Source organism: Kitasatospora sp. NPDC058218, assembly GCF_042882445.1.
Lineage (GTDB): Bacteria > Actinomycetota > Actinomycetes > Streptomycetales > Streptomycetaceae > Kitasatospora.
This window is the reverse complement of record NZ_JBHVWC010000017.1, coordinates 61,058-85,992: the sequence shown is the minus strand read 5'-3', so window position 1 is coordinate 85,992 and position 24,935 is coordinate 61,058. Positions and strand designations below refer to the sequence as shown.

22 protein-coding genes are annotated in these 24,935 nt (G+C 73.2%); 13 read left to right on the top strand and 9 right to left on the bottom strand.

The annotated features are described in order from the left end of the window. Positions 1–80: 80 nt before the first annotated feature. Positions 81–1,244: an MFS transporter gene (locus tag ACFVYI_RS13285; protein ID WP_387884397.1), complete on the bottom strand. Its 1,164-nt coding sequence runs from the start codon at positions 1,242–1,244 to the stop codon at positions 81–83. Positions 1,245–1,626: 382 nt separating this feature from the next. Here ACFVYI_RS13285 and ACFVYI_RS13280 point away from each other — a divergent pair, with 382 nt between their 5' ends. Both ACFVYI_RS13280 and ACFVYI_RS13275 read left to right on the top strand, forming a co-directional pair. After that, positions 1,627–2,661 (top strand): LacI family DNA-binding transcriptional regulator, encoded by a 1,035-nt coding sequence (locus ACFVYI_RS13280; protein WP_387884395.1) that lies wholly within the window; start codon positions 1,627–1,629, stop codon positions 2,659–2,661. A gap of 84 nt (positions 2,662–2,745) precedes the next feature. Then, a complete protein-coding gene (locus tag ACFVYI_RS13275) occupies positions 2,746–3,333 on the top strand; it encodes a GNAT family N-acetyltransferase (protein ID WP_387884393.1) in 588 nt (195 codons plus the stop codon). Between the two features lie 156 nt (positions 3,334–3,489). Here the strand turns inward: ACFVYI_RS13275 and ACFVYI_RS13270 are convergent, their stop codons facing one another. Beyond that, the gene (locus ACFVYI_RS13270; RefSeq protein WP_360640631.1) at positions 3,490–3,717 is read right to left on the bottom strand and encodes a hypothetical protein; all 228 of its coding nucleotides are present in this window, start codon (positions 3,715–3,717) and stop codon (positions 3,490–3,492) included. A 528-nt stretch (positions 3,718–4,245) separates the two neighbouring features. Here ACFVYI_RS13270 and ACFVYI_RS13265 point away from each other — a divergent pair. The 3 genes from ACFVYI_RS13265 (at position 4,246) to ACFVYI_RS13255 (ending at position 6,870) form a co-directional block, all read left to right on the top strand. Beyond that, positions 4,246–4,449 (top strand): cold-shock protein, encoded by a 204-nt coding sequence (locus tag ACFVYI_RS13265; RefSeq protein WP_030918248.1) that lies wholly within the window; start codon positions 4,246–4,248, stop codon positions 4,447–4,449. 366 nt (positions 4,450–4,815) lie between these two features. After that, complete coding sequence (locus ACFVYI_RS13260; protein ID WP_387884390.1) at positions 4,816–6,387, top strand: DEAD/DEAH box helicase; 1,572 nt, start codon at positions 4,816–4,818, stop codon at positions 6,385–6,387. A gap of 87 nt (positions 6,388–6,474) precedes the next feature. Beyond that, positions 6,475–6,870, top strand: a complete 396-nt coding sequence (locus ACFVYI_RS13255; protein WP_387884388.1) for a CBS domain-containing protein — start codon at positions 6,475–6,477, stop codon at positions 6,868–6,870. A 93-nt stretch (positions 6,871–6,963) separates the two neighbouring features. On the opposite strand, the gene ACFVYI_RS13250 is transcribed toward ACFVYI_RS13255, so the two are convergent. The 3 genes from ACFVYI_RS13250 to tdh all read right to left on the bottom strand — a co-directional run bounded on the left by ACFVYI_RS13250 (position 6,964) and on the right by tdh (position 10,592). Continuing rightward, on the bottom strand, positions 6,964–7,875 hold the full coding sequence (locus ACFVYI_RS13250; RefSeq protein ID WP_387884385.1) for a LysR family transcriptional regulator: 912 nt from the start codon (positions 7,873–7,875) through the stop codon (positions 6,964–6,966). Positions 7,876–8,340: 465 nt separating this feature from the next. Then, entirely contained in the window at positions 8,341–9,534 is a 1,194-nt protein-coding gene (locus tag ACFVYI_RS13245) for a glycine C-acetyltransferase (protein WP_387884383.1), read from the bottom strand. A 29-nt stretch (positions 9,535–9,563) separates the two neighbouring features. After that, positions 9,564–10,592, bottom strand: coding sequence for an L-threonine 3-dehydrogenase (gene tdh, locus ACFVYI_RS13240; protein ID WP_387884380.1), 1,029 nt, complete (start codon positions 10,590–10,592; stop codon positions 9,564–9,566). A 535-nt stretch (positions 10,593–11,127) separates the two neighbouring features. On the opposite strand from tdh, the gene ACFVYI_RS13235 reads away from it, so the two are divergent. Next, the gene (locus ACFVYI_RS13235) at positions 11,128–12,489 is read left to right on the top strand and encodes a serine hydrolase domain-containing protein (protein WP_387884379.1); all 1,362 of its coding nucleotides are present in this window, start codon (positions 11,128–11,130) and stop codon (positions 12,487–12,489) included. Between the two features lie 77 nt (positions 12,490–12,566). On the opposite strand, the gene ACFVYI_RS13230 is transcribed toward ACFVYI_RS13235, so the two are convergent. Beyond that, entirely contained in the window at positions 12,567–13,628 is a 1,062-nt protein-coding gene (locus ACFVYI_RS13230; RefSeq protein WP_387884376.1) for an ATP-dependent DNA ligase, read from the bottom strand. Between the two features lie 75 nt (positions 13,629–13,703). Here ACFVYI_RS13230 and ligD point away from each other — a divergent pair, with 75 nt between their 5' ends. The 3 genes from ligD to ACFVYI_RS13215 all read left to right on the top strand — a co-directional run bounded on the left by ligD (position 13,704) and on the right by ACFVYI_RS13215 (position 16,322). Beyond that, a complete protein-coding gene (ligD, locus tag ACFVYI_RS13225) occupies positions 13,704–14,711 on the top strand; it encodes a non-homologous end-joining DNA ligase (RefSeq protein ID WP_387884373.1) in 1,008 nt (335 codons plus the stop codon). 82 nt (positions 14,712–14,793) lie between these two features. Further along, complete coding sequence (locus tag ACFVYI_RS13220; RefSeq protein WP_387884370.1) at positions 14,794–15,444, top strand: GNAT family N-acetyltransferase; 651 nt, start codon at positions 14,794–14,796, stop codon at positions 15,442–15,444. Then, complete coding sequence (locus ACFVYI_RS13215) at positions 15,441–16,322, top strand: aminoglycoside phosphotransferase family protein (protein WP_387884369.1); 882 nt, start codon at positions 15,441–15,443, stop codon at positions 16,320–16,322. Before ACFVYI_RS13220 ends, ACFVYI_RS13215 begins: the two co-directional genes overlap by 4 nt. 143 nt (positions 16,323–16,465) lie before the next feature. Here ACFVYI_RS13215 and ACFVYI_RS13210 read toward each other — a convergent pair whose 3' ends face one another. From ACFVYI_RS13210 to ACFVYI_RS13200, 3 genes are all read right to left on the bottom strand, one after another. Then, the gene (locus ACFVYI_RS13210) at positions 16,466–16,996 is read right to left on the bottom strand and encodes a hypothetical protein (RefSeq protein ID WP_387884367.1); all 531 of its coding nucleotides are present in this window, start codon (positions 16,994–16,996) and stop codon (positions 16,466–16,468) included. A 76-nt stretch (positions 16,997–17,072) separates the two neighbouring features. Further along, positions 17,073–17,576 (bottom strand): hypothetical protein, encoded by a 504-nt coding sequence (locus ACFVYI_RS13205; protein ID WP_387884364.1) that lies wholly within the window; start codon positions 17,574–17,576, stop codon positions 17,073–17,075. A 91-nt stretch (positions 17,577–17,667) separates the two neighbouring features. Beyond that, on the bottom strand, positions 17,668–18,882 hold the full coding sequence (locus ACFVYI_RS13200; protein ID WP_387884362.1) for an 8-amino-7-oxononanoate synthase: 1,215 nt from the start codon (positions 18,880–18,882) through the stop codon (positions 17,668–17,670). 226 nt (positions 18,883–19,108) lie between these two features. On the opposite strand from ACFVYI_RS13200, the gene ACFVYI_RS13195 reads away from it, so the two are divergent. The 4 genes from ACFVYI_RS13195 (at position 19,109) to ACFVYI_RS13180 (ending at position 24,891) form a co-directional block, all read left to right on the top strand. Then, a complete protein-coding gene (locus ACFVYI_RS13195; protein WP_387884360.1) occupies positions 19,109–19,561 on the top strand; it encodes a hypothetical protein in 453 nt (150 codons plus the stop codon). A 25-nt stretch (positions 19,562–19,586) separates the two neighbouring features. Further along, the gene (locus ACFVYI_RS13190; RefSeq protein WP_387884357.1) at positions 19,587–21,443 is read left to right on the top strand and encodes a hypothetical protein; all 1,857 of its coding nucleotides are present in this window, start codon (positions 19,587–19,589) and stop codon (positions 21,441–21,443) included. Next, positions 21,436–22,101 carry a hypothetical protein gene (locus tag ACFVYI_RS13185; protein WP_387884355.1) on the top strand — a complete coding sequence of 222 codons (666 nt, stop codon included), beginning with the start codon at positions 21,436–21,438 and terminating at the stop codon, positions 22,099–22,101. Before ACFVYI_RS13190 ends, ACFVYI_RS13185 begins: the two co-directional genes overlap by 8 nt. A 297-nt stretch (positions 22,102–22,398) precedes the next feature. After that, positions 22,399–24,891, top strand: a complete 2,493-nt coding sequence (locus ACFVYI_RS13180) for a DEAD/DEAH box helicase (protein ID WP_387884517.1) — start codon at positions 22,399–22,401, stop codon at positions 24,889–24,891. Positions 24,892–24,935 lie beyond the last annotated feature (44 nt).

Below are 24,935 nucleotides of genomic sequence, written 5' to 3'. Positions count from 1 at the left end.
GGGGTGCCCGAGCGCGGGGGCCTGCGCGGGCTGGGGGGGCTTGCGCGGGCCCGGAGGCATGCGCGGGCCGGGGGGACCGCTCAGCGGACGCTGCGGATCGGCTTCAGCGCGAGTGCGCCGAGGACAGCCAGGACCGCTCCGAGCAGGAAGAGCGGGGTGTACCCGCCGAGGCCGACCACGACGGAGGCGACGAAGGGCGCGAGGATCTGCGGCCCGGCGTTGGCGATGTTGAGCACGCCCATGTCCCGGGCGGCGTCCTCCGCCTTGGGCAGCACCATGGTCACCAGCGCGGTGTCGACGGCCATGAAGCAGCCGAAGGCCAGGCCGTTGGCCACGGAGAAGACGATCATGCCGGGCCAGGTGGGGCTGACCACCGGGATCAGCAGGGCGACCGCCGAGAGCACGGCCGAGACGGCGACGAAGAGCTTGCGGCGGTTCAGCCGGTCCGAGAGCACCCCGCCGACCACCGTGGAGACCGCCATCGCCACCGAGGAGACCGGGGTCAGGACGGCCACCGCGTCGGCGGCCGCCATCCCCTCGGGCAGCGCGATGTGGTCCTGGAGGATGTAGAGCTGGTAGCCGACCACCGCGAAGTAGCCCAGCACCAGCAGGAACCGGCCGATGAAGGCCCAGCGGAAGTCGTGGGTGCGGAGCACCCCGAGGAAGGCGGCCGCCTGCTCCCGCAGCGGGGTCGGCGCCTTGGCCGGCATCCGCTGCTCCTTGGCGCCGGCGGTGAAGAGCACGGCGCCGGCCGCGACGATCAGGCCGAGCAGCAGGTAGCCGGTGCGGTAGTGGTCGGCGAACGCGGAGCCGATCACCACCCCGACGGTGCTGCCGACCGGCAGCCCCAGGCCGACCGCGGCCGAGGCCGCGCCCCGCCGGGCCGTCGGCACCCGGTCGGGGACCACCGAGGTGAGGGCCGCCTGGTAGAAGTTCATCACCGCCTGGCCGAGGCACCAGACGATGGCGAGCAGCAGCACGGAGTCCACGCTGCCGAGCAGGGCCATCGCGCCGACGGCGGCCAGCCCGCCGCCCAGGATCCAGGGGTTGCGGCGGCCGGAGCGGTCGGAGAGCGCGCCGGCGAAGGGGTTGAAGACGGTCGCGAAGATCGCGGAGACGCCGCTGACCAGACCGAGGTTGGCCACCTTCGCGGCGGGGTCGATGTGCTCGATCTGCAGGGGCAGCAGGACGCCGGCGACGCCGATGTAGAGCGCGTACATCGCGGTGTTGCCGGCGAACAGCAACGGGAGGAGGCCGCGGCCGGGCGTGGCGGCCGGGCCGGACGGCTCGGCCGGACCACCGGGTGCGGTGTCGGTGTCCGGCCCGCGACCGGGCGTCGTATCGGGACCGAAGCCGGGATTCGCGTCGGGTCTGCCGTCGGGTCTGTCATCGGGTCTGGTGGGGGAAAGGGCCACATTGCCCTCCAGGGGGAGCGCCCGGCGCGTGGGTGGGGGGCCGGGCAGGCGGAAGGGAGGTTCGGATGGCCGAGGTGGTGGCACGCGCTGTGCTTACACGTGATGTGCTTACACATGATCTGCTTACACGTGTTACCAAGGCCATGCGAGATATGTATCAGGGGATCCGCCCTCCACGCCAGCCCCCGGTCGTGAAAAGATTCCAACCGTTATGACCATCCACACGAAGCCGAGCACGCCGCCGACCAGCGCCGATGTCGCCCGCCTGGCCGGGGTGTCCCGCGCCACGGTGTCCTTCGTACTCAACGACACGCCGGGCGGCCGGGTCAGCGAGCAGACCAGGCGGAAGGTGCGGGCCGCCGCCGAGGAGCTCGGCTACGTCCCGCACGCCGCCGCGCGCTCACTGCGGGCCGGCCGGAGCGCGATCGTGCTGCTGGTCGGCCACTCCTGGCCGATCGGCCCGCTGTTCAGCTCCTTCTACCGGGAGCTGCAGCAGGCCCTCCAACGCCACGGGTACACCGGCGTGCTGTACGGCCGGAGCCCGGGTACCGGGGGCGATCCCGCCCGCGCCTGGGCCGAGCTGCGCCCGGCGGCGGTGCTCTGCATCGAGCCGGTGCTCACTCCCTCGGGCGTGGAGACCCTGCACCGGGCCGGCACTCGGGCGGTCGTGACCCTCGGCATTCCTCCGGTCGCGGGTGCGCACACCCTCGTCCTGGACCAGAGCGAGGTCGGTGCCGCCGCCGGGGCGCACCTCGTCGCCACCGGTCGCCGCAGGATCGGCGTGGTCGTACCGACCGATCCGGGCCTCGACGCGTTCAGCAGTCTCCGGCTGGCCGGGGTGCGTGCCGCCGCCTCGGGCGGCTCGGACGTCGCGGACGCGGGCGGCGCCGTGCACGTCGAGCCCCTCCCGCTCGACTACACCGAGCAGGCCGCCGCCGAACTCGCCGATCGCTGCCGCGCCCTGGCCCTGGACGCGGTGTTCGCCTACAACGACGAGTACGCCATGCTCGTCCAACGCGCCCTCCAGGACGCCGGCCTGGCGGTACCGGAGCAGGTCGCCGTGGTGGGTGCCGACGACCTCATGCTGGCCCGACTGCTCCGACCGAGGCTGACCACCGTCCACCTGACTCTGCCCGACGGGGACGAACTCGCCGCCCTGGTCGACCGGTTGGTGACCGAACCCGACCAGGTGCCCACCACGCAGAACCTGCTGGGCGTGCGCATGGTCGTCCGTGAGTCCGCCTGACCACGGACTACCGACTACCCGACCACGGCCCTCGCGGGGCGAATCCGGTTGTGACCGACCAGGCTCCTGCGCAAGGCTCGTGGCATGCCCTCCCCACCCGAGCTGATCCCGCTGGACGACCTGACGCTGCGCTGCTTCGAGGGCGAGGCGGACCTCGCCGAACTCTTCCGGGTGATCGAGGAGTCGCTCGACCACCTCCGGCCGTGGATGCCCTGGGTCGCCGAGCACAGCCTCGACACCACCCGCGACTTCCTGGCCCGCCGCACCGAACAGTGGGAGAACGGGGACGCGTACACCTATGCGATCGTGACGGAGCAGGCCATCGTCGGCGCCTGCCAGCTGTTCCGCCGCGCCGACCGGCCGAGTCACGGCATGGAGATCGGCTACTGGCTGCACCCCGCCGCCACCGGCCGCGGCCTGGTCACCAGAGCCGCTCGGGCCCTGGTCGAACAGGCGTTTCTCCTCCCGGGCGTCGACCACGTCGAGATCGTCCACGACTCGGCCAACCGTGCGAGCGGCGCCGTTCCGAGGCGCCTCGGCTTCGTCGAGCACGCGTGCCGGCCCGCCGAACGGCTCGCTCCCGCGGAGACCGGTGAGGACAAGGTCTGGCGGCTGCCCCGCTCACAGGCGCGGACCGCACCGCACCGGGGCCGCGGCGGTCACGGGGGCTGACGGTCCGTGGCAGGCCCGCGCCCGTGCCCCGGCGCCGGGGCACGGTCGTCCGTCAGCGGCCGACGTGCCGGGGCTTCCGCGGTGCGGCGGGACAGCACTGCGTCCCCGGGGCCGGCACGGCCCCGGGGCGCCCCGGGTCGGAGTTCGAACTGCGGTTCAGAGCTTGAACATGGCGGTGTACGGCTGGGTGATCCGCTCCTGCCGTGAACCGAAGTCGACGAGTACCGCGATGTCGCCGTCACCCTCGACCGCGATGGCCCGGCCGAGGCCGTACGTGTCGTGGGTGACCCGGTCGCCCACGGCGAACCGCTTGAGAGGTGCTTCGACCCGGGCCTTGAAGGGGCTGGTGGGCAGGGTGCGCCGGACTGCTGCTGATTTCGTCATCCCCTCCAGTATGCGCCGGAACGCACGGGAGCGGGCCGTTCCGAAGGTCTCGAATTCGCACAGAACCGGAATCCGGGTACTGCTGTTCCCTGCCGGACCGGCGGAAATAGGTGCCGGCGGCGGGCCGCGGGCCGCCGGGACCGGGCCGGCGGCCCGCGGTCGCCCTCGGCGGCCCCACACCCGCCGTCGCCGGTATTTCCGGGCGGGTCGCCGACCCTCCCGCCCCTCCCGTCACATCAGCAACTCCCCTGGGCAGGCGATGCGTTGGGAAGGGCGCCGGTGCCACTGCGGTCACCCCCGGGAGAGCCTCCCGAAGTGCCGGGGGTGAAATCCTCCACCACGACGACCCCCGGCCTGCTAGAGTCGAATGAGTTGCAGTAGTGGTTCCCATGAACTTTGTGTGCGCCTGCTGAGGTATCGCAGGCACATTTTCTGTTTTCCCGGCTCTTCCCCGGGTGGGTCATCATCGCGGCATCTCGGAGCACGCATGGTGCGGGCTCCGGACAGCCCCTTGAAGGAGATTTCTTTATGGCTAATGGCACTGTGAAGTGGTTCAACGCGGAAAAGGGCTTCGGCTTCATCGAGCAGGAGGGTGGCGGCCCCGACGTCTTCGCCCACTACTCGAACATCAACGCCAACGGCTTCCGTGAGCTGCTCGAGGGCCAGAAGGTCGAGTTCGACGTCACGCAGGGCCAGAAGGGCCCGCAGGCCGAGAACATTCGTCCGCTGTAGTTCCTGCCACGGCACCCGCCCGGCAGCGAGGGGCCCGCACCGCGTACACGCACGGTGCGGGCCCCTCGGCATTGCAGGACCACCGACGCCCGGTCATCCGGGCTCCCCGGCTCCGCCACCGGCGGCCGTCCCCACGCGAGATGCTCCGCACCGCGTCAGGGTCGGCGCCCCGCCGTGAACACTCACGGTTCGAGGTTCTTCGCTCCCGCCCGCGCGGTGAGCGCCGACCGTAGGTGACGCGTGCCGCACGGTTTCACCGTCCACGCTCCGCTCGTCCCTGTTCCGGCCCGTTCCTTGCAGCCTCCGCCCGGTACCCGTGGGCGCGGAGCCTTCCTCGTGACGTGCCACCTTGAGGAAGGTCTCCATATGAACCGTTCCAGTCGCTCCTCGTACCAGAACGCCAACTCCCGCTCCGGCGGCAGCTCCTACGGCTCCCGTTCGGCCGGTGGCAGCTCCTACGGCTCCCGCTCGACCGGCGGTGGCTCCTACGGCTCCCGCTCCGGCGGCGGTCCGCGCCGACGCCAGGGCTCCTCCGTGCAGGGCGAGTTCGCCATGCCGGTCAGCACCACCCCGGCACTGCCCGCCGTCGAGTCCTTCGACGAGCTCGACATGCCCAAGGCCCTGCTCTCGACGCTCACCCGCCAGGGTGTGACCTCGCCGTTCCCCATCCAGGCCGCGACGCTGCCGAACTCGCTGGCCGGCCGTGACGTCCTCGGGCGCGGGCGGACCGGCTCCGGCAAGACCATCGCGTTCGGGCTCGCCCTGCTGGCCCGCACCGCCGGCCGTCAGGCCGAGCCCGGCCGGCCGCTGGCCCTCGTCCTGGTGCCCACCCGTGAGCTCGCCCAGCAGGTCACCGAGGCGCTCACCCCCTACGCCCACTCGGTGCGGCTGAAGCTCGCGACCGTGGTCGGCGGCATGTCGATCGGCCGCCAGGCCCAGATCCTGGGCCGGGGCGCGGAGGTCGTCGTCGCCACCCCGGGCCGGCTCAAGGACCTGATCCAGCGCGGCGCCTGCCGCCTGGACAGCGTCGGGATCACCGTCCTCGACGAGGCCGACCAGATGGCCGACATGGGCTTCCTGCCCCAGGTCATCGAACTGCTCGACCAGGTCGAGGCCGACAGCCAGACCATGCTGTTCTCCGCCACCCTGGACCGCAACGTCGACCGTCTGGTGCGCCGGTTCCTCAAGGACCCGGTCACCCACTCGGTGGACCCGTCCGCCGCCGCGGTCAGCACCATGGAGCACCACGTCCTGCACGTGGAGAGCCGCGACAAGAACGCCACGATCGCCCACATCGCCTCCCGCGACGGCGGCGTGATCATGTTCACCGACACCAAGCACGGCGCCGACCGGCTGGTGGACGAGCTGCTCGCCAGCGGGGTGAAGGCGGCCGCGCTGCACGGCGGGAAGTCCCAGCCGCAGCGCACCCGCACCCTCCAGCAGTTCCGCAACGGCCAGGTCACCGCGTTGATCGCGACCAACGTCGCGGCCCGGGGCATCCACGTCGACGGCCTCGACCTGGTCGTCAACCTGGACCCGCCGACCGACCACAAGGACTACCTCCACCGCGGCGGCCGTACCGCCCGGGCGGGCGAGTCCGGCACCGTCGTCACGCTCGTCCTGCCCAACCAGCGCCGTGAGACGGCCCGCATGATGGCCACCGCCGGCATCACCCCCGAGTCCACCCGGGTCCACTCCAGCGACCCCGAGCTCGCCCGCATCACCGGCGCCCGCGTGCCGACCGGCGTGCCCGTCGTGATCGCCGACCCGGTGGTCGAGCGGCCCCGTCGCGGCGCCTCGGGCGGTCGCAACCGCCGCAGCCGCCCCGCCTCCTCCACCGGCCGCACCGGGCAGGGCCGCACGTCCCAGGGCGGCTCCTCGCAGGGCGGCACCGGCTCGCGTCGTGGTGGGTCGCGGCGCGTCGACCTGGCCGCGTAGCACGCACGGACCGGCCCCCGCAGCGGCGCCGTCGAGCACCCTCCCTGATCGCCGCCGTCACCGGCGGGACCGACCCGAAGGAGCCCCATGACCACGGCCCTCGAACAGCCCGCCGACCTCGCCGCCGACTCCGCCGTCACCGTCGGGGACGTGATGACCCACCCCGAGCTGCAGATCAGCGACGACGTCATGGTCGACACGGCGCTGGACATCCTGCTGAGCTCCGGTGCCCCGCACGCCCTGGTCCGCGACGAGGAGGGCCGCTGCGCCGGGCTGCTGACCCGTCTGCACCTCGCGCCGTTCCGGGCCCGGTCCTGGTACACCGAGCGCACCCCGGTGCGTGCCGTGAAGCACGACCGCGCGCCGTTCGCCACCGCCGGCATGCCGGCCGCCACCGCGGCGGCCACGATGCGCTCCCGCGGCCTGGAAGCCTGGCCGGTGGTGGACGACGACGGCCACGTCATCGGACTGCTCAGCATCTGAGCCCCGTCCGGATCAGGACCCGCCGCCCCCGGCCCGCCGGGGACGGCGGGTCCTCGTCGTCCCCGGGGCCCGGCCCCGGGGCGGCGGGCACGCTCAGCCGGTGGCCGCCGCCACCTCGGTGAGGATCTCCAGCACCGGGCGGATCAGCGGGTGGCCGTCCGCGCCGGCCCGGACGGCGGCGAACACCCGACGGGTGGCGAGGGCGCTGTCCACCGGCCGGACCGCGACCCGGCCGAGCTCCACCCCGAGCAGCGCGGAGCGCGGCACCAGGGCCACCCCCGCACCGGCCGAGGCGAGCGCCACGACGGCGCGGAAGTCGTCCGAGGAGTGCACCAGGCGCGGCTGGAACCCGGCGTGCTCGCAGGCCAGCAGCACCACGTCGTGGCACGGGTTGCCCGGGTAGGGGCCGATCCAGGGTTCGTCGGCCAGGTCGGCGACGGCGATCGGCCCCTCTCCGGCGGCCAGCGGATGGCCGAGCGGCAGCACCGCCTCGAACGGTTCGGCGTACAGCGGGACCCTGGTGAGCCGGGCGTCGTCGGCCCTCGGCGCTCCCCGGTACTCGACGGCGACCGCCAGATCGGCGCGCCCGTCCAGGACCATCGGCAGGCTCGCGTCGCCCTCCGCGTCCAGCACCTTGAGGCGGACGCCGGGCGCCCGGACGGCGAGGGTGCCGATGGCGGGCGCCAGCACCAGCGAGATCCCGGTGGCGAAGGAGGCCACGGTGACCTCGCCGGCCACACCCGCGCTGTAGGCCGCGAGATCGGCCTCCGCCCGTTCGAGCTGGGCGAGGACGGCGTCGGCGTGCCCGAGCAGGATCTCGCCGGCGGCGGTGAGCCGCACCCCCCGGCCCTCGCGGGCGAGCAGGTGGTGGCCGGTCTCCTGCTCCAGCGCGGCCAGCTGCTGGGACACCGCCGAGGGGGTGAGGTAGAGGGCGGCCGCCGCAGCGGTCACGGTGCGGTGGTCCGCCACGGCCCGCAGGGTCCGCAGCCGTCGTGCGTCGATCACACGCCAATTCTGCCAGCGTGCCGGGGGGTGCCGGAGCCACGGGTGGGACGGGCGGAGCCGGAGGTGGCGGCACGGGCCGCCGGAGCCGGGTGCGGCGAAGCCCACCGCGACCGCGGACGGGAGCGGGGCGTCGGCCGGGTCGACGCCCCGCTCCCGGGCGGGAGGGTGGGGCAGTTGGTCTGTGGCGGCGCGCCGTACGACAGGGGCCCCGTACCGCAGGCGGCGCGCCGTACCGCTGCTGGCGCCGTGCGGTGATGATCCGCGGCCGGTGGTGGGCGGCCGCCGGTGGTGGGCCGTGCGGCGCAGGCGGGCCGGTCCGGCCTGTGCCGCACGGCGGTCGGTGCCCGTGGCGCGTCCGGTTCCGAGCGGACGGGCCACGGGCGGTCCTGGGAGCGGTCCGGGAGCACCCGGCCGGCCCCGGGAGCACCGGGGCGCGGCCGGACGCGGACCGCCCGGTGGGGGGTACTACTCCCCGAGCGCGGCGCGCGCGTCGACGAAGGCCGCGACGGCGCGCTCGACGTCCTCGGTGGAGTGCGCGGCGGACAGCTGCACCCGGATCCGGGCCGCGCCGTGCGGCACCACCGGGAAGGAGAAGCCGATCACGTACACCCCGCGCTCCAGCAGCAGCTCGGCGAGCCGGCCGGCCTTGGCCGCGTCGCCGATCATCACCGGTGCGATCGGGTGGTCGCCGGGCAGGATCTCGAAGCCCGCCTCGGTCATCTTCGACCGGAACAGGGCCGTGTTGGCGGCCAGCTTCTCGCGCAGCTCGGTCGAGCGCTCGACCAGGTCGAGCACCTTCAGCGAGGCGGCGGCGATCACCGGGGCGAGCGAGTTGGAGAACAGGTAGGGGCGCGAGCGCTGGCGCAGCAGCGCGACGATCTCGCGGCGCGCCGCGACGTAGCCGCCGGAGGCGCCGCCGAGGGCCTTGCCGAGGGTGCCGGTGATGATGTCGACGCGGTCCATCACGCCGTGCAGCTCGGGGGTGCCGCGCCCGTTCGGGCCGACGAAGCCGACCGCGTGCGAGTCGTCGACCATGACCATGGCGTCGTAGCGCTCGGCCAGGTCGCAGATCTCGCGCAGCGGGGCGACGTAGCCGTCCATCGAGAAGACGCCGTCGGTGACGACCAGTCGGCGGCGGGCGCCCTGGGCCTCCTTGAGCTGCTGCTCCAGGTCGGCCAGGTCGCGGTTGGCGTAGCGCAACCGGCGGGCCTTGCAGAGGCGGATGCCGTCGATGATGCTCGCGTGGTTCAGGGCGTCGGAGATGACGGCGTCGCGCTCGTCGAGCAGGGTCTCGAAGACACCGCCGTTGGCGTCGAAGCAGGAGGAGTAGAGGATCGTGTCCTCCTGGCCGAGGAACCCGGAGAGGCGGTCCTCCAGCTCCTTGTGGACGTCCTGGGTGCCGCAGATGAAGCGGACCGAGGCCATGCCGTAGCCCCAGCGGTCCAGCGCGTCCTTGGCGGCGGTGAGCACCTCGGGGTGGTCGGCGAGGCCGAGGTAGTTGTTGGCGCAGAAGTTCAGCACCTCACCGGGCCGCCCGCCGCCGGTGACGGTGACGGCGGCGCTCTGCGGGGTGCCGATCACCCGTTCGGGCTTGAAGAGGCCGGCCTCGCGGATCTCGTCGAGGGTGGCGGCAAGGTCGTCGCGCACGTTGTCGAACACGGTGTCTCCCTAGAGGGGGTCAGACGGTCTCAGACGGTCCAGTCGAGGATGATCTTGCCGCAGCGGCCACTGGCGGCCTCGTCGAAGGCGGCTTCGAAGTCGGCGGCGGCGTAGCGGCCGGTGATCACGGGGCTGAGGTCGAGCCCGCCCTCCAGCAGGACGGACATCGCGTACCAGGTCTCGAACATCTCGCGGCCGTAGATGCCCTTGATGGTGATCATCGAGGTGACGATCGAGGCCCAGTCGACAGGGAACTGCTCGGCGGGCAGGCCGAGCATGGCGATCTTCCCGCCGTGGGTCATGTTGGCGATCATCGACTGCATCGCCTCGGGGCGGCCGGACATCTCCAGACCGACGTCGAAGCCCTCGCGCAGGCCGAGCTTCTGCTGGCCCTCCTCGATGGTGTGCTCGGCCACGTTCAGGGCGAGCGTCACACCGACCTCACGGGCCAGGTCGAGGCGGTACGGCGAGACGTCGGTGATCATCACGTTGCGGGCGCCGGCGTGCTTGGCGACGGCGGCGGCCATGATGCCGATCGGGCCGGCCCCGGTGATCAGCACGTCCTCGCCGACCAGTGGGAAGGAGAGCGCGGTGTGCACGGCGTTGCCGAAGGGGTCGAAGATCGCCGCGACGTCGAGGTCCACCGGGACCCGGTGCACCCAGACGTTGGAGGCGGGCAGGGCGACGAACTCGGCGAAGGCGCCGTCGCGCCCGACACCGAGACCGACGGTGTTGCGGCAGAGGTGGCGGCGGCCGGCCAGACAGTTGCGGCACTTGCCGCAGACCAGGTGGCCCTCGCCACTGACCAGGTCGCCGACCGAGATGTCCGTGACGGCCGCGCCGATCTCGGCCACCTCGCCGACGAACTCGTGGCCGAGGACGAGCGGGGTCCGGATGGTCTGCTGGGCCCAGCCGTCCCACTTGCGGATGTGCAGGTCGGTGCCGCAGATGCCGGTCCGCAGCACCTTGATCAGCACCTCGCCGGGGCCGATGGCAGGCTTCGGGACGTCCATCAGCCAGAGTCCGGGCTCGGCCTTCTGCTTGACGAGTGCCTTCACTGCGGCGGCTCCTGACGCATGGTGGGGGCGGCCTGGTGTGGGCAGGCCGACGGGGCCCGGCGGGGTGGCTGCTCCTGCCTCCTCGCACCGGGCATGGAGCAATCTGCCTGGTGGGAGGGGGTGCGGTCCATCGAGGAATTCTTAAGGGGCGCCACAGCTGGGCTAAACGATCGTGCCCGAGCCGGGCCCGGCGGCCGTCGCGGCGTGCCGGTGGCCACCCGTTCGGCCGAGCGCCCGGGGCGCTCGGCACCCGCTCGGCACCCGCTCGGGGCCCCGGGACGGGTGGACCGGCCCGGGGCTCACGTGGCGCTCGGGGACGGCTCGGCGGCGGGCCACGAGGAACGGGCGGGCGACAGCGGTCGGAGTGCGCGGCGCGCGCCGGATCGCGCCGGCCGACCGGGGGTGGGCCGTTCGGGCCAGCGGGCGGCGGCCCGCGCGCGGGGCGGTCGTGGCGCGCATACCGTGGCGATCGCTCCCCCCGTGGCCCCGTGGAGCGCCGCTCCGGGGCCGCTCGGCCCAGAGAGGCGCCTCGACCATGACGAAGACACCACGGCCGCTCGCCCCGCTCCCCCGCCGCTCCGTGCGGGCGGCCACCGCGGTGCTGGCCCTGACCGGCCTGCTGGCCGCCGCCGGGTGCTCCGGCGGGGCCGCGTCCGACCCGCCGGCCGCCGGCGCGGTCACGGCGGTGCCCGCTGCGCTCAGCCCCTCGGCGACGGCCTCCGACTCCTCGGCCGGGTCACCGAGCGGGTCGACCGGCGCATCCGGCTCGGCAGGCGCGTCCGGCTCCTCGGCCTCGTCCGGCGGCACCGTGGCGGCGCTCACCCCGGATGTCACCGCACGGCTGGACTCGGCGGTGCAGCGGGTGCTGAGCGAGGCGTCCGTTCCCGGTGTGATGGTCGCTCTGACCACACCCGACGGCAGCTACCTCAAGGCCTTCGGCGTCTCCGACAAGGTCGCCGGCACCCCGATGGTCACCGGGCTGAACATGCGGATCGGCAGCGAGACCAAGACCTTCACCGTCACCGGGCTGCTGCGGCTGGTCGACCAGGGCAAGGTCGGGCTGGACGACCCGGTCGGCAAGTACCTCGCCGGCGTGCCCAACGGGGACACCATCACCCTGCGCCAGCTCGCCGACATGCGCAGCGGCCTCTTCAACTACAGCGCGGACCCGAACTTCCAGCAGGCCGTGATCAACGACCCGAACCGCGTCTTCACCCCGCAACAGCTGCTGGGGTACGCCTTCGACCACCCCGCCGACTTCGCCCCGGGCACCCGGTTCGAGTACAGCAACACCAACACCGTGCTGATCGGCCTGGTGGTGGAGAAGGTCGGCGGGCAGCCGCTCGACGTGTTCCTGAAGCAGCAGGTGTTCGATCCGGCCGGGCTGGGCCGGACGGTCTTCCCGACCGACGCGTCGTTCCCCCAGCCGCACGCGCGCGGCTACACCGACCAGACACCGGACGGCACGATCGCGGACGCCACCGACTGGGACCCGTCCTGGGCCTGGGCCGCGGGCGCCGTCATCTCCGACCTGGCCGACCTGCAGAAGTGGGCGAAGGTCCTGGCCACCGGCACGCTGCTGAAGCCGGCCACCCAGGCCGAACGGCTGGTGACACCGCCCACACCGTTGCCGGGCGTCGGCTACGGGCTCGGGCTCTTCGTCAACCACGGCTGGATCGGGCACAACGGCTCGCTGCCGGGCTACCAGAGCGCGGTGGTCTACCTGCCGTCGGCGCAGGCCACGCTGGTGGTGCTGCTGAACACCGACATCTCGTCCCAGGGCGAGGAGCCGTCCACGCTCTTCGCCGAGGCGATCACCGAGATCGTCTCGCCGGGCAACGTCTACTCGTTCCCGCCCGCGACGGGGAGCGCCTCCCCGTCCGCCTCGGTGGCCTGACCGATCCGGCCCGACCGACCCGTGGAGCCGGCCGCCCGACGCGCGACCGGTGCCCGGGCGGCCGGTCCGACCGGCGGTCAGATCCCCAGCACCCGGGCCAGGTCGTAGGAGACCGGCTCCTCCAGCTGCGCGTAGGTGCAGCTCTCCGGGGTGCGGTCCGGGCGCCAGCGGCGGAACTGGGCGGTGTGCCGGAAGCGGGTGCCCTCCATGTGGTCGTACGCCACCTCGACCACCCGCTCGGGGCGCAGCGCCACCCAGGAGAGGTCCTTGCCGCCGGTCCAGCGGCTGACCGCGCCGGGCAGCCGGGCGTCGGCGTGGGCGGCCTCGTCCGCCCAACCGCCCCACGGGTGGGCGGACACGTCGTCCATCCGCAACGGCGCCAGTTCCTCGACGAGTTCACGCCGCCGGGCCATCGAGAAGGCGGCGCAGACGCCGACGTGCTGCAACCGCCCCTCGGCGTCGTTGATGCCGAGCAGCAGCGAGCCGATCACCGGACCGCTCTTGTGCTCGCGGTAGCCGGCCACCACGCAGTCGGCGGTGCGCTCGTGCTTGATCTTGAACATGCTCCGCTCCCCCGGCCGGTAGGGCTGGTCCAGCGGCTTGGCCACCACGCCGTCCAGTCCGGCCCCCTCGAACTCGGCGAACCAGCTCTGCGCCAGCTCGCGGTCGGTGGAGGCGGGGGCGGTGAAGACCGGGTCGGCGGCGTCGGCGAGCGCCGTCTCCAGGGCCGGGCGCCGCACCGAGAGCGGCTCGTCGAGCAGCGAGGCGCCGCCGAGCGCGAGCAGGTCGAAGGCGACGAAGGAGGCGGGGGTGCGCTCGGCGAGCAGCCGCACCCGGCTGGCCGCCGGGTGGATCCGCTCCAGCAGCTCCTCGAACCGCAGCCGGCCGTCCCGGGCGATCACCACCTCGCCGTCCAGCACGCAGCGCGGCGGCAGCTCCCGCTTCAGCGCCTCCACCAGTTCGGGGAAGTACCTGGTCAGCGGCTTGCCGGTCCGACTGCCGAGCTCGACCTCGTCGCCGTCGCGAAAGACGATGGTGCGAAAGCCGTCCCACTTCGCCTCGTACTGCATTCCCGGCGGGATCTTGGCCACCGACTTGGCGAGCATCGGCGCCACCGGCGGCATCACGGGCAGGTCCATGGCTCCGATCCTCGCGCCAACCGTTCCGGGGCGCGCGCCGGGCGGAGCCCGTCCAGCGGGCTTAGCGTGAGAGGCATGGGCTCAGCCGTGGAACTGGATGTCGCCGGGCGCAGCGTCCGGCTGTCGAACCCGGACAAGGTCTACTACCCCGAGCGCGGCTTCACCAAGCTGGACGTCGCGCAGTACTACCTGGCGGTGGCGGACGGGGCGCTGCGCGGGCTGCGGGACCGACCGACCACGCTGCAGCGGTTCCCGGACGGGGTCACGGGTGAGTTCTTCTACCAGAAGCGGGCACCGAAGGGCCTGCCGGAGTGGCTCCCGACGGCACGGATCAGCTTCCCGAGCGGGCGGTCCGCCGACGAGATCTGCCCCACCGAGCCGGCCGCGGTGCTCTGGGCGGCCAACCTGGGCTGCCTGACCTTCCACCCCTGGCCGGTGCGCCGCTCGGACACCGACCACATCGACGAACTGCGGATCGACCTCGACCCGCAGCCGGGCACCGACTTCCACGACGCCGCGCTGGTCGCGCACGAGCTCCGCGCGGTGCTGGAGGAGCACGGGCTGCGCGGCTGGCCGAAGACCTCCGGCGGGCGCGGGGTGCACGTGTACGTGCCGCTGGAACCGCAGTGGACGTTCACCGACGGCCGGCACGCGGTGATCGCGCTCGGCCGGGTGCTTGAGCAGCGGATGCCGGGCCGGGTGACCACGGCCTGGTGGAAGGAGGAGCGCGGCGAGCGGATCTTCGTCGACTACAACCAGATGGCCCGGGACCGGACCATCGCCTCCGCCTACTCGCTGCGCGCCCGCCCCCGGGCGACCGCCTCGACGCCGCTGCGATGGGAGGAGCTGGACGACGCGACGCCGGAGGACTTCGACCTGCGGACGGTGCCGCCACGGTTCGCCGAACTCGGCGACCTGCAGGCGGAGATGGACGACAAGGCCTACCGGCTTGACGGGCTGCTGGAGTTGTACGAGCGTCAGCTGCGGGACGAGGGGCTGGGCGAGCTGCCGTACCCGCCGGACCACCCGAAGGCCCCCGGCGAGCCGAGCCGGGTGCAGCCGAGCCGGGCGCGGAAGACCTGACGGGGCAGGGGGCGGGGCGGTCGGCCGTCGGTGATCACCTAGGCTGGCGTCCTTCGGGTGAAGAGCGTCAGGGGGGTTCGGGGTGGGCGGGCACGGGCTGAGGAAGATCCTGGCCGACGCGGCGGGCGGGCTGTTCCCGCCGTCGGACGGATCGGTGACGGTGGTGCCGCAGCCGTCGGCGCGCGAGGCCGGCGTGCTGTCCTTCTCGGCACACGCCGTGGTGTTCACCGACGAGGACCCGGCCTGGGTGCGCGCCGTCTTGGCCGCCGTGCCGAGCGACCCGCTGGCCGCGCCGCTCTGCCCGCCCTTCCTGACCGCGTTCGCCGAGCGGACCGGCCGGGTGGTCAACAACATCGACCTGCTGACCGTGGCCGAGCGGCTCCCCGGCGACCCGCCGCTGCCGTTGGCCCAGGTCCGGGACCGGGCGCACCCCCGGGTGCTGCGCGCCCTGCGCTACCGGGAGGACGTCCGGGTGTTCACGGTCGACGGCGGGGTCCTGGTGCTCGGGCGCGGGGTGGCCGGGCGGTGGGAGTGCGCGATCGAGGTGGACCCGCAGGCGCGCGGCCGGGGCCTGGGGCGCGCGCTGGCGACGAGCGCCCGGCATCTGCTCCCTGAGGGCGAGTGGATCTGGTCGCAGCAGGCGCCCGGCAATGCCACCAGCGTGCGGGCCTTCCAGGCGGCCGGCTACCGCCCGGTCGGCGCCGAGACACTGCTGGTGGTGGGCCGACCGTGAACGGGGACGAGACGGTTCAGCGCGACCTGGTGACCGTGCCGGCCGAGGTCCAGGACCGGCTGACGGTCCGCTTCGGCCCAGCGACCGAGGCCTGGTGCGCGGCGCTGCCGGAGGTGGTCGAGGAGCTGGCCCGGCGCTGGGGCCTGACCCTGCGTGCGGCCGGCGGCGGCGGGACGTCACGGGTGTTCCGCTGCGAGCGCGGCGACGGCGCCACCGTCTGGCTGAAGCTGACACCCGACCCCGAAGTGGCCGCGGAGGAGGCGGTGGCCCTGCGGGCCTGGACGGGACTGCCGTCCGTGGTACGGCTCCTGGAGGCGGACGCGGCGGCGAACGCCCTGCTGCTGGCGGACGTCGCGCCGGGAGGCACCCTGCGGCAGCGGTCCTGGCGGCCGGCGGAGGTGGCGCCGCTGCTCGGCGCCCTGCGCTCGGTACCGGTGGACGGGCTCGCCCTGCGGCCGCTCGGCGACCGGGTGGAGTTCCTCTTCGACCTCACCGAGCGGCGGGCACCCGGCGCGGTGCCACCCGGGGCGCGCTCCTTCGCCCGGGAGCTGGCCGCGGGCGGGCAGCTCGCCCTCGTCCACGGGGACCTGCACCCGTCCAACGTCCTGGACGGCCCGGCCGGACCGGTGGCGATCGACCCGCGCCCCACCCTCGGGGATCCGGACTTCGACCTGGTGGACTGGGTGCTCGACGGCGTGACCGACCGCCCCGTCCTGGACCGGCGGATCGCCGGACTGAGCGCGCTCGTCCCGGGCGCCGACCCGGAGCGGGTCCTGGCCTGGTGCCGGGCCCTCGCGGTGATCGTCGCCGCCCCACGCGCGGCGGCCGGGCGGCGGGACGCGGAGACGACGTTCCTGCTGGAGCTGGCGGGGCTCTGAGGCCGTACTGCCGCGCAGGAAGTCGGCCGGTCCGACTTCCTGTGCGGCAAGCGACCGCCCCCGAGGCCCGGCCTCGGGGCGCGGACGATCGCGTGTCGTCCGCCGTCGGGCGGCCCACGCCGCTCTCGGCGTGCACCAGGGGGTCAGCCCGCGGCGAGGCCGCCGAGGAGGAAGGCGAAGGCGCCGGTGAGAAGGGCGCCGGTGGTGATCGCCAGCGCCGTCACCAGCCACCTCCAGGGGACCAGCGAGCACAGCAGCCGGGCGGCCAGACACACGCCGAGCGCGATCGCCGCGAGGGCGAACAGGAACAGGCTCAACCACTTGAACAGCCCGGCCGTACCGGCCAGGTGGCACTCGCCGTCCTCGCAGGAGACCCGGACCCGGGTGTGGGTCTCCACCTTCCAGTCGATCCGGGCGTGCTCGTTCGGCAGGCCGCCGCCGTCGGGGAAGAAGGTGCCCCGGCAGTCGCCGGTCTCGGCCGGGACGGCCTCGGCGGAGTCGGTGCGCAGGCACCGGTCCGCGACCAGCACCCCGGGCGTGCCGGAGAATCCTGCCGCGTACCCGAGGCCCTCCCCGGCCGTCACCGCGCCCCAGCCGCCCACCCCGAGCAGCGCCAGGATCGCCGCCACGATCGTCAGTGCCTTCACCAGCGCCCGCCGAATGTCCGGATCCATCCCCGCCCCCGTCCGTCGCCCCGGTCGCAGGGACGCACGGACGAGCCGCCCGGTTCGACCGCCCGACGGGCTTCCGTCAGGGATTCTCGGCAGCCGCGCCGGAGACGAGAAGGCAGAGGAAGGCCACCGCGAGCACGACGCCGGTAGCGACGGGCAGCCCCACGAACAGTCGCGCCCAGGTGTTCCCGGCGCCGAGGAGGACGACCAGGAAGGCCGCCACCGGCAGGGCGGCCAGCCCGAACAGGGTCATCGCCACCCAGTACGCGACCGGCTTCACCCCGGTCGCGTGGCAGGTGCCGCCCTCGCACCGGACGGGGGTGACGGTCCGGACCCTGACGTCCTCTTGGAGCGCGTACGAGCAGACGGGTTCGCCGTGCGCGGCGGTGAACCTCCCCGGGCAGTCGTCACGCGCACCCTCGCGCCACGGCGCGCAGACCCCGCGGATGTACCAACCGGGCTCGCCGGACCACCCGGCGGCCCGGGCGACGTGCGGGGCGGTGCGGCTCACCGCCGGCAGGCACACCCCGCACAGGGCCACGGCCGCCGCCACGACGAGCGCCCTGCCGAGGAACCGCCGCACCCGCCGCATCCCACCGTCCCCTCGCCGCACCGCCCCGTCGGCCCGCACCGCCCCTCCCGGGGGACGCGGACCGACCGGCGGGCGGTTGCGGTCAGGCGGTGTGCGCGCCCTCCGGGGCGAGGGAGGCGATGATCCGCACCGCGTACGCGATCTGATCGTCCGTCAGGTCACCCCGCGCGGTGAGGCGCAGCCGGGAGACGCCGTCCGGGACGGAGGGCGGGCGGAAGCAGCCGACGGCGAGGCCGGCGCGGCGGCAGTCGGCGGCCCAGGCGACGGCGGCCTCCGGGCCGGGGGCCCGGACCGAGACGACCGCCGCGTCCGGCGCGGAGGCCCGCAGACCGGCGGCGGTGAGCCGGGCCGCCAGGCCACGGGCGACCTCGCGGGCCCGCTCGGCGCGGTGCGGCTCGGCCCGCAGCAGGCGCAGCGCGCCGAGGGCGGCCCCGGCGGCGGCCGGGGCCAGGCCGGTGTCGAAGATGAAGGTGCGCGCCGTCTCGGTGAGGTGGCGGATGACCCGGCGCGGGCCGAGCACCGCGCCGCCCTGCGAGCCGAGCGACTTGGACAGGGTGACGGTGGCGACGGTGTCCGGCTCGCCGGCGAGTCCGGCGGCGGCCAGCGCGCCGGCACCACCGGGGCCGAGGACGCCCAACCCGTGCGCGTCGTCCACCAGCAGGGCGGCGCCGTGGGCGCGGGCGGCTGCGGAGTGCCCGGACAGCGGGGCCGCGTTGCCGTCGACGGAGAAGACGGAGTCGGTGACCACCAGCGCCCGGCGGTGGGTGCGCCCGGCGAGCACGGCACGGACGGCGTCCGGGTCGCTGTGCGGAGCGCGGTGGACGTCACCGCGGGCGAGCCGGCAGCCGTCGATCAGCGAGGCGTGGTTGTAGGCGTCGGAGACGATCAGGGTGTCCGGGTCGGTGAGCGCGGTCAGCGCGGCCAGATTGGCGGTGTAGCCGGAGGAGAACACCAGGGCCGCCTCCACTCCGCAGAACTCGGCCAGCTCGCCCTCCAGTTCGGTGTGCAGGGCGGTGGTTCCGGTGACCAGCCGGGAGCCGGTGGCACCGCCGCCCCAGCGCAGCGCGGCATCGGCGGCGGCCCGGGCGACGGCCGGGTGACGGGTCAGCCCGAGGTAGTCGTTGCCCGCGAGGTCGAGCACCTGGTCCTCGGCGGGGCGACTGCGCAGCGTCCGGGTGAGGCCTGCCCGGGCGCGCAGCTCGGCCGTCTCGTCGAGCCAGTCGAAGACGGCGGCGGGGTCGGGAACGGCGGCCGCCGGGGTGAGGACGGGTGATTCGGACGCGGTGCGGTGGGCCATGCCCGGCACTCTGGCACGGCGGGCGCGAGCCGGGCAATGTGCGAAACGGCACATCTTCGATCCACCATTCACGTCGCGTTGGCACAGAATTCATGTTTCCAATGCTTTGGATTCACTTCAATTGCCAGCATTTCGCAAAGAACCTAAAGCCCTTCCCAAGCATTTTCGGCCGCCTGTTCGATCAGCTACGCTCCACCAGCGATCTGACACCGGGGGGAATACACAGATGGCAGACCTGGAATTCGAGCGCCGGATGAATCCCTGGCTTTTCGACAGCTCGGGGAACCTGACCGCGGACGCGAAGAAGCAGTTTCCGGACCTCGCCGCGGCGGCCGCCGGCACCACGGCCCCGGTCACCGTGCCGGCGGGCGGCGGCGGGCAGACCGTCACCGCCAACCCGGGACTGCTCCGGACGGCCGGGACCAACGCCGCCGCCCTCCAGGGCTCCGTCCGCACCGAATGCGGACGGCCCTGGGAACACGTCAACAGCGCGGTCGCCTCGCTGATGGGATTCAGGCTCTGCGCCGGGCTCAACAACGCGTGGAGCGTCTGGCAGGACCAGACCCACGCCCTGGAGCAGGCCATCGGCACGATCAGCCGGAACCTGCAGACCACCGCGCAGAACTACGAGGCGACCGAGGCCTCGATCCACAGCCAGTTCGCGCAACAGCACGCCTGAGGACCCGGGGGAAGCACAGACCGACATGGTGACGTTCAGCCAGCTCCAGCACCTCGACCTGGCCTCGCTCAACGCGGCGGCGAGCGACTTCGAGGCCATGGTCCGCACGTGGGACCTCTCGACCAAGATGCAGAACGAGGTCATCGGCCCCCTCCAGCAGTCCGGCTGGCACGGCCCCAGCGCCGACACGGCCGCCGGATCCCTCACCCGGACCCGCGACCAGATCCACGCCGCCTTCGAGGAGGCCTCCGCCATCGCGCGCACCCTGCGCGAGGCGCACGACGAGTTCGCGGCCGCCTTCTACGGCGGGCAGGACCCGGCCACCTTCCTCGCCTCCTACGGCGCGACGGCGCAGAGCGGCGACTTCAGCGACAGCCCGGCCCGCAAGGCCGCCGTCAAGGGCATCCAGGACGGCCTCGGCCTCACCCTGGCCACCGCCACCGACAGCCACAAGCAGCCGCACGTCTCCGACGAGTGGGAGCAGCGCCTGCGCAAGGCCGGCGGCGAGCAGATCCCGCTCGACCCCAAGGCCAACCCGAAGTCCAGCCCCTACGGCTACCAGATCCTCGGCAACATCCTGCGGCACGGCGACTACGACGCCCACTTCATCAACCCGATCGCCGAACACGTCACCCAGCTGACCAACGAGAACCCCGGCCGCTGGGACGCGGTCGCGGCGATGCACGGCTCGCCGTTCCAGGAGTTCCAGTTCACCGGCGTGACGGACGAGAAGGGCAACGTCCACGGCTTCAACCCGATGTCCTCCGTCCTGGAGGCCCTCGGCCACAGCCCCGAGGCGGCCACCAAGTTCTTCAGCGACCCGCCGACCACCTACAACCCGGACGGCACGGTCAAGAGCCACGGCGGCGAGAACAAGTACTTCGACATGCTCACCGACAGCGGCGAGCGCTCCCTGCTGCGCGACATGCCCTACCCGCTGCGCCCCAACCCGGGCACGGCCGACGCCTTCGAGGTGGGAGCCCTCGGCCACGCCCTGGAGGCGGCGACCACGGGCCGGGCTTACGACGACGAGAAGGGCGAGCTGCCGCCGCACACCAAGGAGATGGGCGCCATCATGCAGCAGAGCGTCCACAAGTTCGGCGACAAGGACGCGGCCGGCCTGCTGTACGGGGACAACGCACTCTTCGGTGAACTCAACGGCAGTCTCGCCCACATGACCGGCGCGTACATGGGAGACGTCCAGCACGCCGTCGACGGCTCGACCGTCAAGCTCCCGGTCTCCGGCGTCCCGACGGAGCTCGGCAAGGAGGACGTGCAGCGGCTGGTCGTCACGCTCGGCCGCAACCCCGACGCCTACGCCTCGATCGCCACCGCCCAGCAGGCGTACACCACCGCGGCGATCAACGACGTGATCGCCCACCGTGGCGACCACGGAGACCTCACCGCGGCCATCCAGAACGTCTCCGGGCCCGGCGGGGAGATCACCGGGCTGCTGACCAGCGCGATGGTCGACGAGGTCTACAACAAGCACACCGCGAAGGACGCCGAGTACAACGAGGCCGTCGCCACAAAGCGGGAATGGGCCGGGGCGATCTGGGAGATGACCGGCGGCAAGGCCTTGGAGGAGCGCGCGCCCGTCGCCGGCCCCATGGTCAACGAGGTCGTCAACCAGATCATGGACGGCGTCGCGGACAGCTATCACGTCGACTCCACGAACCAGGCGAGCAACGAGGCGCTGGAGGCCTACAACAAGGCCGTCACCGGCGCGCAGGGATCCGTCGAGCAGGCCATCAGGGACGCCGCCGCCAGGGAGGGCATGGACCCGAAGTACATCAACGACCTCGCCCCCAGCGCGGCGGGCAAGATCAAGGACGGCTACGGCAGTGGCCGCGACACCTACGGAGTGATCCAGCATGCCTGACGAGCCGCAGGAAACCGCCGTTCCGGCCCGCCGGTCCCGGCCCCGGCAGATCGGCGCAGCGGCCGCCCTCGCCCTGGTACTGGCCGCCGCCGGGCTCTTGCAGTGGAAGCCCTGGCAGTCGGTGGACCTCCCGGACAGCGCCTGTTGGGGTCTGCTCACCCACGACCAGGTCCGCCCGCTGGTCGGCGACGACGGGAAGGGCACCGAATGGTCCACCGGCGGTGACCTGTCCGGGAAGACGCCCGACGTGACGTGCGCGATCGCCTGGCAGCCCAAGGGCGGCGAACCCGCCGTCCAGATCGAGGTCCGGCAGGAGAACGAGGGCGAGCACCGGTCCGGCCTGGAGGACCTGACGAGGAAGGTCTCCGGTGGGCAGGCCCGGCAGCTCGACTTCGGCAGCGGAACCGATGCCTGGCTGCGCCTCGGCTTCTTCCCCACCGTCCTGCTCCGGTGCGACGGCCGGCACCAGGCCAAGCCCGATGCCGTCTACCGCCGCATCGACATCAGCGGCGACCTCACCCTGTCGGGACTGTCGGACCAGGAGCGGGCCCAGGCCTTCGTCGACCTCGCGCACCGCACCGCACAGGAGATCGTCCGCCAGGAAGGCTGCACCGAGGTGCACCTCCCCGACCGGGCGCCCACCGTGCCGCGGAGCTGAACCTTGGGCCACCCCGTACGCAGCGCCCACCGCCTGCCGGGGCCGCGGCCCGGCAGGCGGCACCGACGACCGAGGAGGCCCGGCTCGCCGCCGCCACCGGTACCGGCGTCGACGGGTTGCGGGCCCCTCACGTGACCGTCGCCTGGCGCACCGCGCGGACGGCGATCGCCGGGGAACACTGCGCGGGCCTCGGTCCGGTGACCTCCCCGCCCGCCGTTCCCGCCCGGTGAGCGGCCCCGGGCTTTGCCCGGGGTGGACGCGAGCAGGCAAGATAGCCGGGTGACCCTCCTTGATCTGATGCCGAAGCCCGCCACCCCCGACGCGCTGTACGAGACGTTCGCCGCCTGGGCGGAGGAGCGCGGGATCACGCTGTACCCGGCGCAGGAGGAGGCCCTGATCGAGCTGGTGTCGGGGAACAACGTCATCCTCGCGACGCCGACCGGGTCGGGCAAGAGCCTGGTGGCGGCCGGCGCGCACTTCGCGGCGCTGGCGGAGGGCAAGCGGACCTTCTACACCGCGCCGATCAAGGCCCTGGTCTCGGAGAAGTTCTTCGACCTCTGCAAGATGTTCGGCACCGAGCAGGTCGGCATGATGACAGGCGACGCGAGCGTCAATCCGACCGCGCCGATCATCTGCTGCACCGCCGAGGTGCTCGCGCAGATCGCGCTGCGGGACGGCGCCCGGGCCGACGTCGGCCAGGTCGTCATGGACGAGTTCCACTTCTACGCGGAGCCGGACCGCGGCTGGGCCTGGCAGATCCCGATCCTCGAACTCCCGCAGGTGCAGTTCCTGCTGATGTCCGCGACGCTCGGTGACGTCCGCCGCTTCGAGGAGGACCTGACCCGCCGCACCGGGCGGCCGACCACGGTGGTCCGCTCGGCGACCCGGCCCGTCCCGCTCTTCTACGAGTACCGCCGCACCACCATGCACGACACCCTGGAAGAGCTGCTGAAGACCGGTCAGGCACCGGTCTACGTCGTGCACTTCACGCAGAAGGAGGCCGTCGAGCGGGCGCAGTCGCTGATGAGCATCAACATGTGCTCCAAGGCGGAGAAGGACGCCATCGCCGACCTCATCGGCAACTTCCGCTTCACCACCAAGTTCGGCCGCAACCTGTCCCGCTTCGTGCGGCACGGGATCGGCGTGCACCACGCGGGCATGCTGCCCAAGTACCGCCGGCTGGTCGAACGGCTCGCCCAGGCGGGGCTGTTGAAGGTCATCTGCGGTACCGACACGCTCGGCGTGGGCGTCAACGTGCCGATCCGCACGGTGCTGTTCACCGCGCTCTCCAAGTACGACGGGGTGCGGGTGCGGGTGCTGCGCGCCCGGGAGTTCCACCAGATCGCCGGCCGGGCCGGGCGGGCCGGGTTCGACACCGTCGGGCAGGTCGTCGCCCAGGCGCCCGAGCACGTGATCGAGAACGACAAGGCCGTCGCCAAGGCGGGCGACGACCCGAAGAAGAAGCGCAAGATCGTCCGCAAGAAGGCACCGGAGGGCTTCGTCGGCTGGTCCGAGGAGACCTTCGAACGGCTGATCGCCGCCGACCCCGAGCCGCTGGTCTCCCGTTTCAAGGTGAGCCACGCGATGCTGCTGTCGGTGATCGGCCGGCCCGGCAACGCCTTCGAGGCGATGCGCAAGCTGCTCACCGACAACCACGAGGAGCGCGGCGCGCAGCGCCGGCACATCCGCACCACCATCGCGATCTACCGCTCGCTGCTGCAGGGCGGCGTGGTCGAGCGGCTGCCGGAGCCGGACGCGGAGGGCCGGATCGTCCGGCTCACCCTCGACCTCCAGGAGAACTTCGCGCTCAACCAGCCGCTCTCCACCTTCGCGCTGGCCGCCTTCGAGCTGCTCGACCCGGCCTCGCCCTCGTACGCGATGGACGTCGTCTCGGTGGTCGAGGCCACCCTCGACGACCCGCGCCAGATCCTCGCCTCCCAGCAGAACAAGGCGCGCGGCGAGGCCATCGGCGAGATGAAGCGCGACGGCATCGAGTACGAGGAGCGGATGGAGCGGCTCCAGGACATCACCTACCCGAAGCCGCTGGAGGAGCTGCTCACCCACGCCTACGAGGTGTACCGCCGGGCGCACCCGTGGATCGGCGACCACGAGCTGCGGCCGAAGTCCGTGGTCCGCGACCTCTACGAGCGGGCGATGACCTTCTCGGACTACGTCGGCCACTACGACCTGGCGCGCACCGAGGGCATCGTGCTGCGCTACCTGGCCGGCGCCTTCAAGGCGCTGGAGCAGACCGTCCCCGACGACATCAAGACCGACGACCTCAAGGACGTCATCGCCTGGCTCGGCGAGCTGGTCCGCCAGGTCGACTCCAGCCTGCTGGACGAGTGGGAGCAGCTGGCGAACCCGACCGACCCGCAGGCCCCCGAGGTCACGCTGGACGACAAGCCGGCCCCGGTGACGGCCAACGCGCGGGCGTTCCGGGTACTGGTGCGCAACGAACTGTTCCGCCGGGTCGAGCTGGCCGCGCTGGAGCACTACGCCGCCCTCGGCGAGCTGGACGGCGAGTACGGCTGGAACGCGGACCGCTGGGCGGACGCGATGGACGGGTACTGGGAGGAGCACGACGACCTCGGGACCGGCCCGAACGCGCGCGGTCCGAAGATGCTGCTGATCGAGGAGGAGGACTCCTCCTGGAAGGTCCGGCAGATCTTCGACGACCCGGCCGGCGACCACGACTGGGGCATCAGCGCCGAGGTCGACCTGTACGGCTCCGACGAGGAGGGCCGGGCGGTCCTGCGGGTCACCGCGGTGGACCGCCTGGACGGCTGAGCACCCGACCGGCCGAGCGACCGGCGGCGGGGCCCACCCGGGGG

What these genes read in the sequence shown, in the direction of transcription:
- ACFVYI_RS13275 (WP_387884393.1), top strand. Translation starts at nt 2,746, where the DNA reads ATGCCCTCCCCACCCGAGCTGATCCCGCTGGACGACCTGACGCTGCGC.
- ACFVYI_RS13260 (WP_387884390.1), top strand. Translation starts at nt 4,816, where the DNA reads ATGAACCGTTCCAGTCGCTCCTCGTACCAGAACGCCAACTCCCGCTCC.
- ACFVYI_RS13270 (WP_360640631.1), bottom strand. Translation starts at nt 3,717, where the DNA reads ATGACGAAATCAGCAGCAGTCCGGCGCACCCTGCCCACCAGCCCCTTC.
- ligD (WP_387884373.1), top strand. Translation starts at nt 13,704, where the DNA reads ATGGGCTCAGCCGTGGAACTGGATGTCGCCGGGCGCAGCGTCCGGCTG.
- ACFVYI_RS13195 (WP_387884360.1), top strand. Translation starts at nt 19,109, where the DNA reads ATGGCAGACCTGGAATTCGAGCGCCGGATGAATCCCTGGCTTTTCGAC.
- ACFVYI_RS13235 (WP_387884379.1), top strand. Translation starts at nt 11,128, where the DNA reads ATGACGAAGACACCACGGCCGCTCGCCCCGCTCCCCCGCCGCTCCGTG.
- ACFVYI_RS13255 (WP_387884388.1), top strand. Translation starts at nt 6,475, where the DNA reads ATGACCACGGCCCTCGAACAGCCCGCCGACCTCGCCGCCGACTCCGCC.
- ACFVYI_RS13230 (WP_387884376.1), bottom strand. Translation starts at nt 13,628, where the DNA reads ATGGACCTGCCCGTGATGCCGCCGGTGGCGCCGATGCTCGCCAAGTCG.
- ACFVYI_RS13180 (WP_387884517.1), top strand. Translation starts at nt 22,399, where the DNA reads ATGCCGAAGCCCGCCACCCCCGACGCGCTGTACGAGACGTTCGCCGCC.
- ACFVYI_RS13190 (WP_387884357.1), top strand. Translation starts at nt 19,587, where the DNA reads ATGGTGACGTTCAGCCAGCTCCAGCACCTCGACCTGGCCTCGCTCAAC.
- ACFVYI_RS13200 (WP_387884362.1), bottom strand. Translation starts at nt 18,882, where the DNA reads ATGGCCCACCGCACCGCGTCCGAATCACCCGTCCTCACCCCGGCGGCC.
- ACFVYI_RS13265 (WP_030918248.1), top strand. Translation starts at nt 4,246, where the DNA reads ATGGCTAATGGCACTGTGAAGTGGTTCAACGCGGAAAAGGGCTTCGGC.
- ACFVYI_RS13210 (WP_387884367.1), bottom strand. Translation starts at nt 16,996, where the DNA reads ATGGATCCGGACATTCGGCGGGCGCTGGTGAAGGCACTGACGATCGTG.
- ACFVYI_RS13185 (WP_387884355.1), top strand. Translation starts at nt 21,436, where the DNA reads ATGCCTGACGAGCCGCAGGAAACCGCCGTTCCGGCCCGCCGGTCCCGG.
- ACFVYI_RS13280 (WP_387884395.1), top strand. Translation starts at nt 1,627, where the DNA reads ATGACCATCCACACGAAGCCGAGCACGCCGCCGACCAGCGCCGATGTC.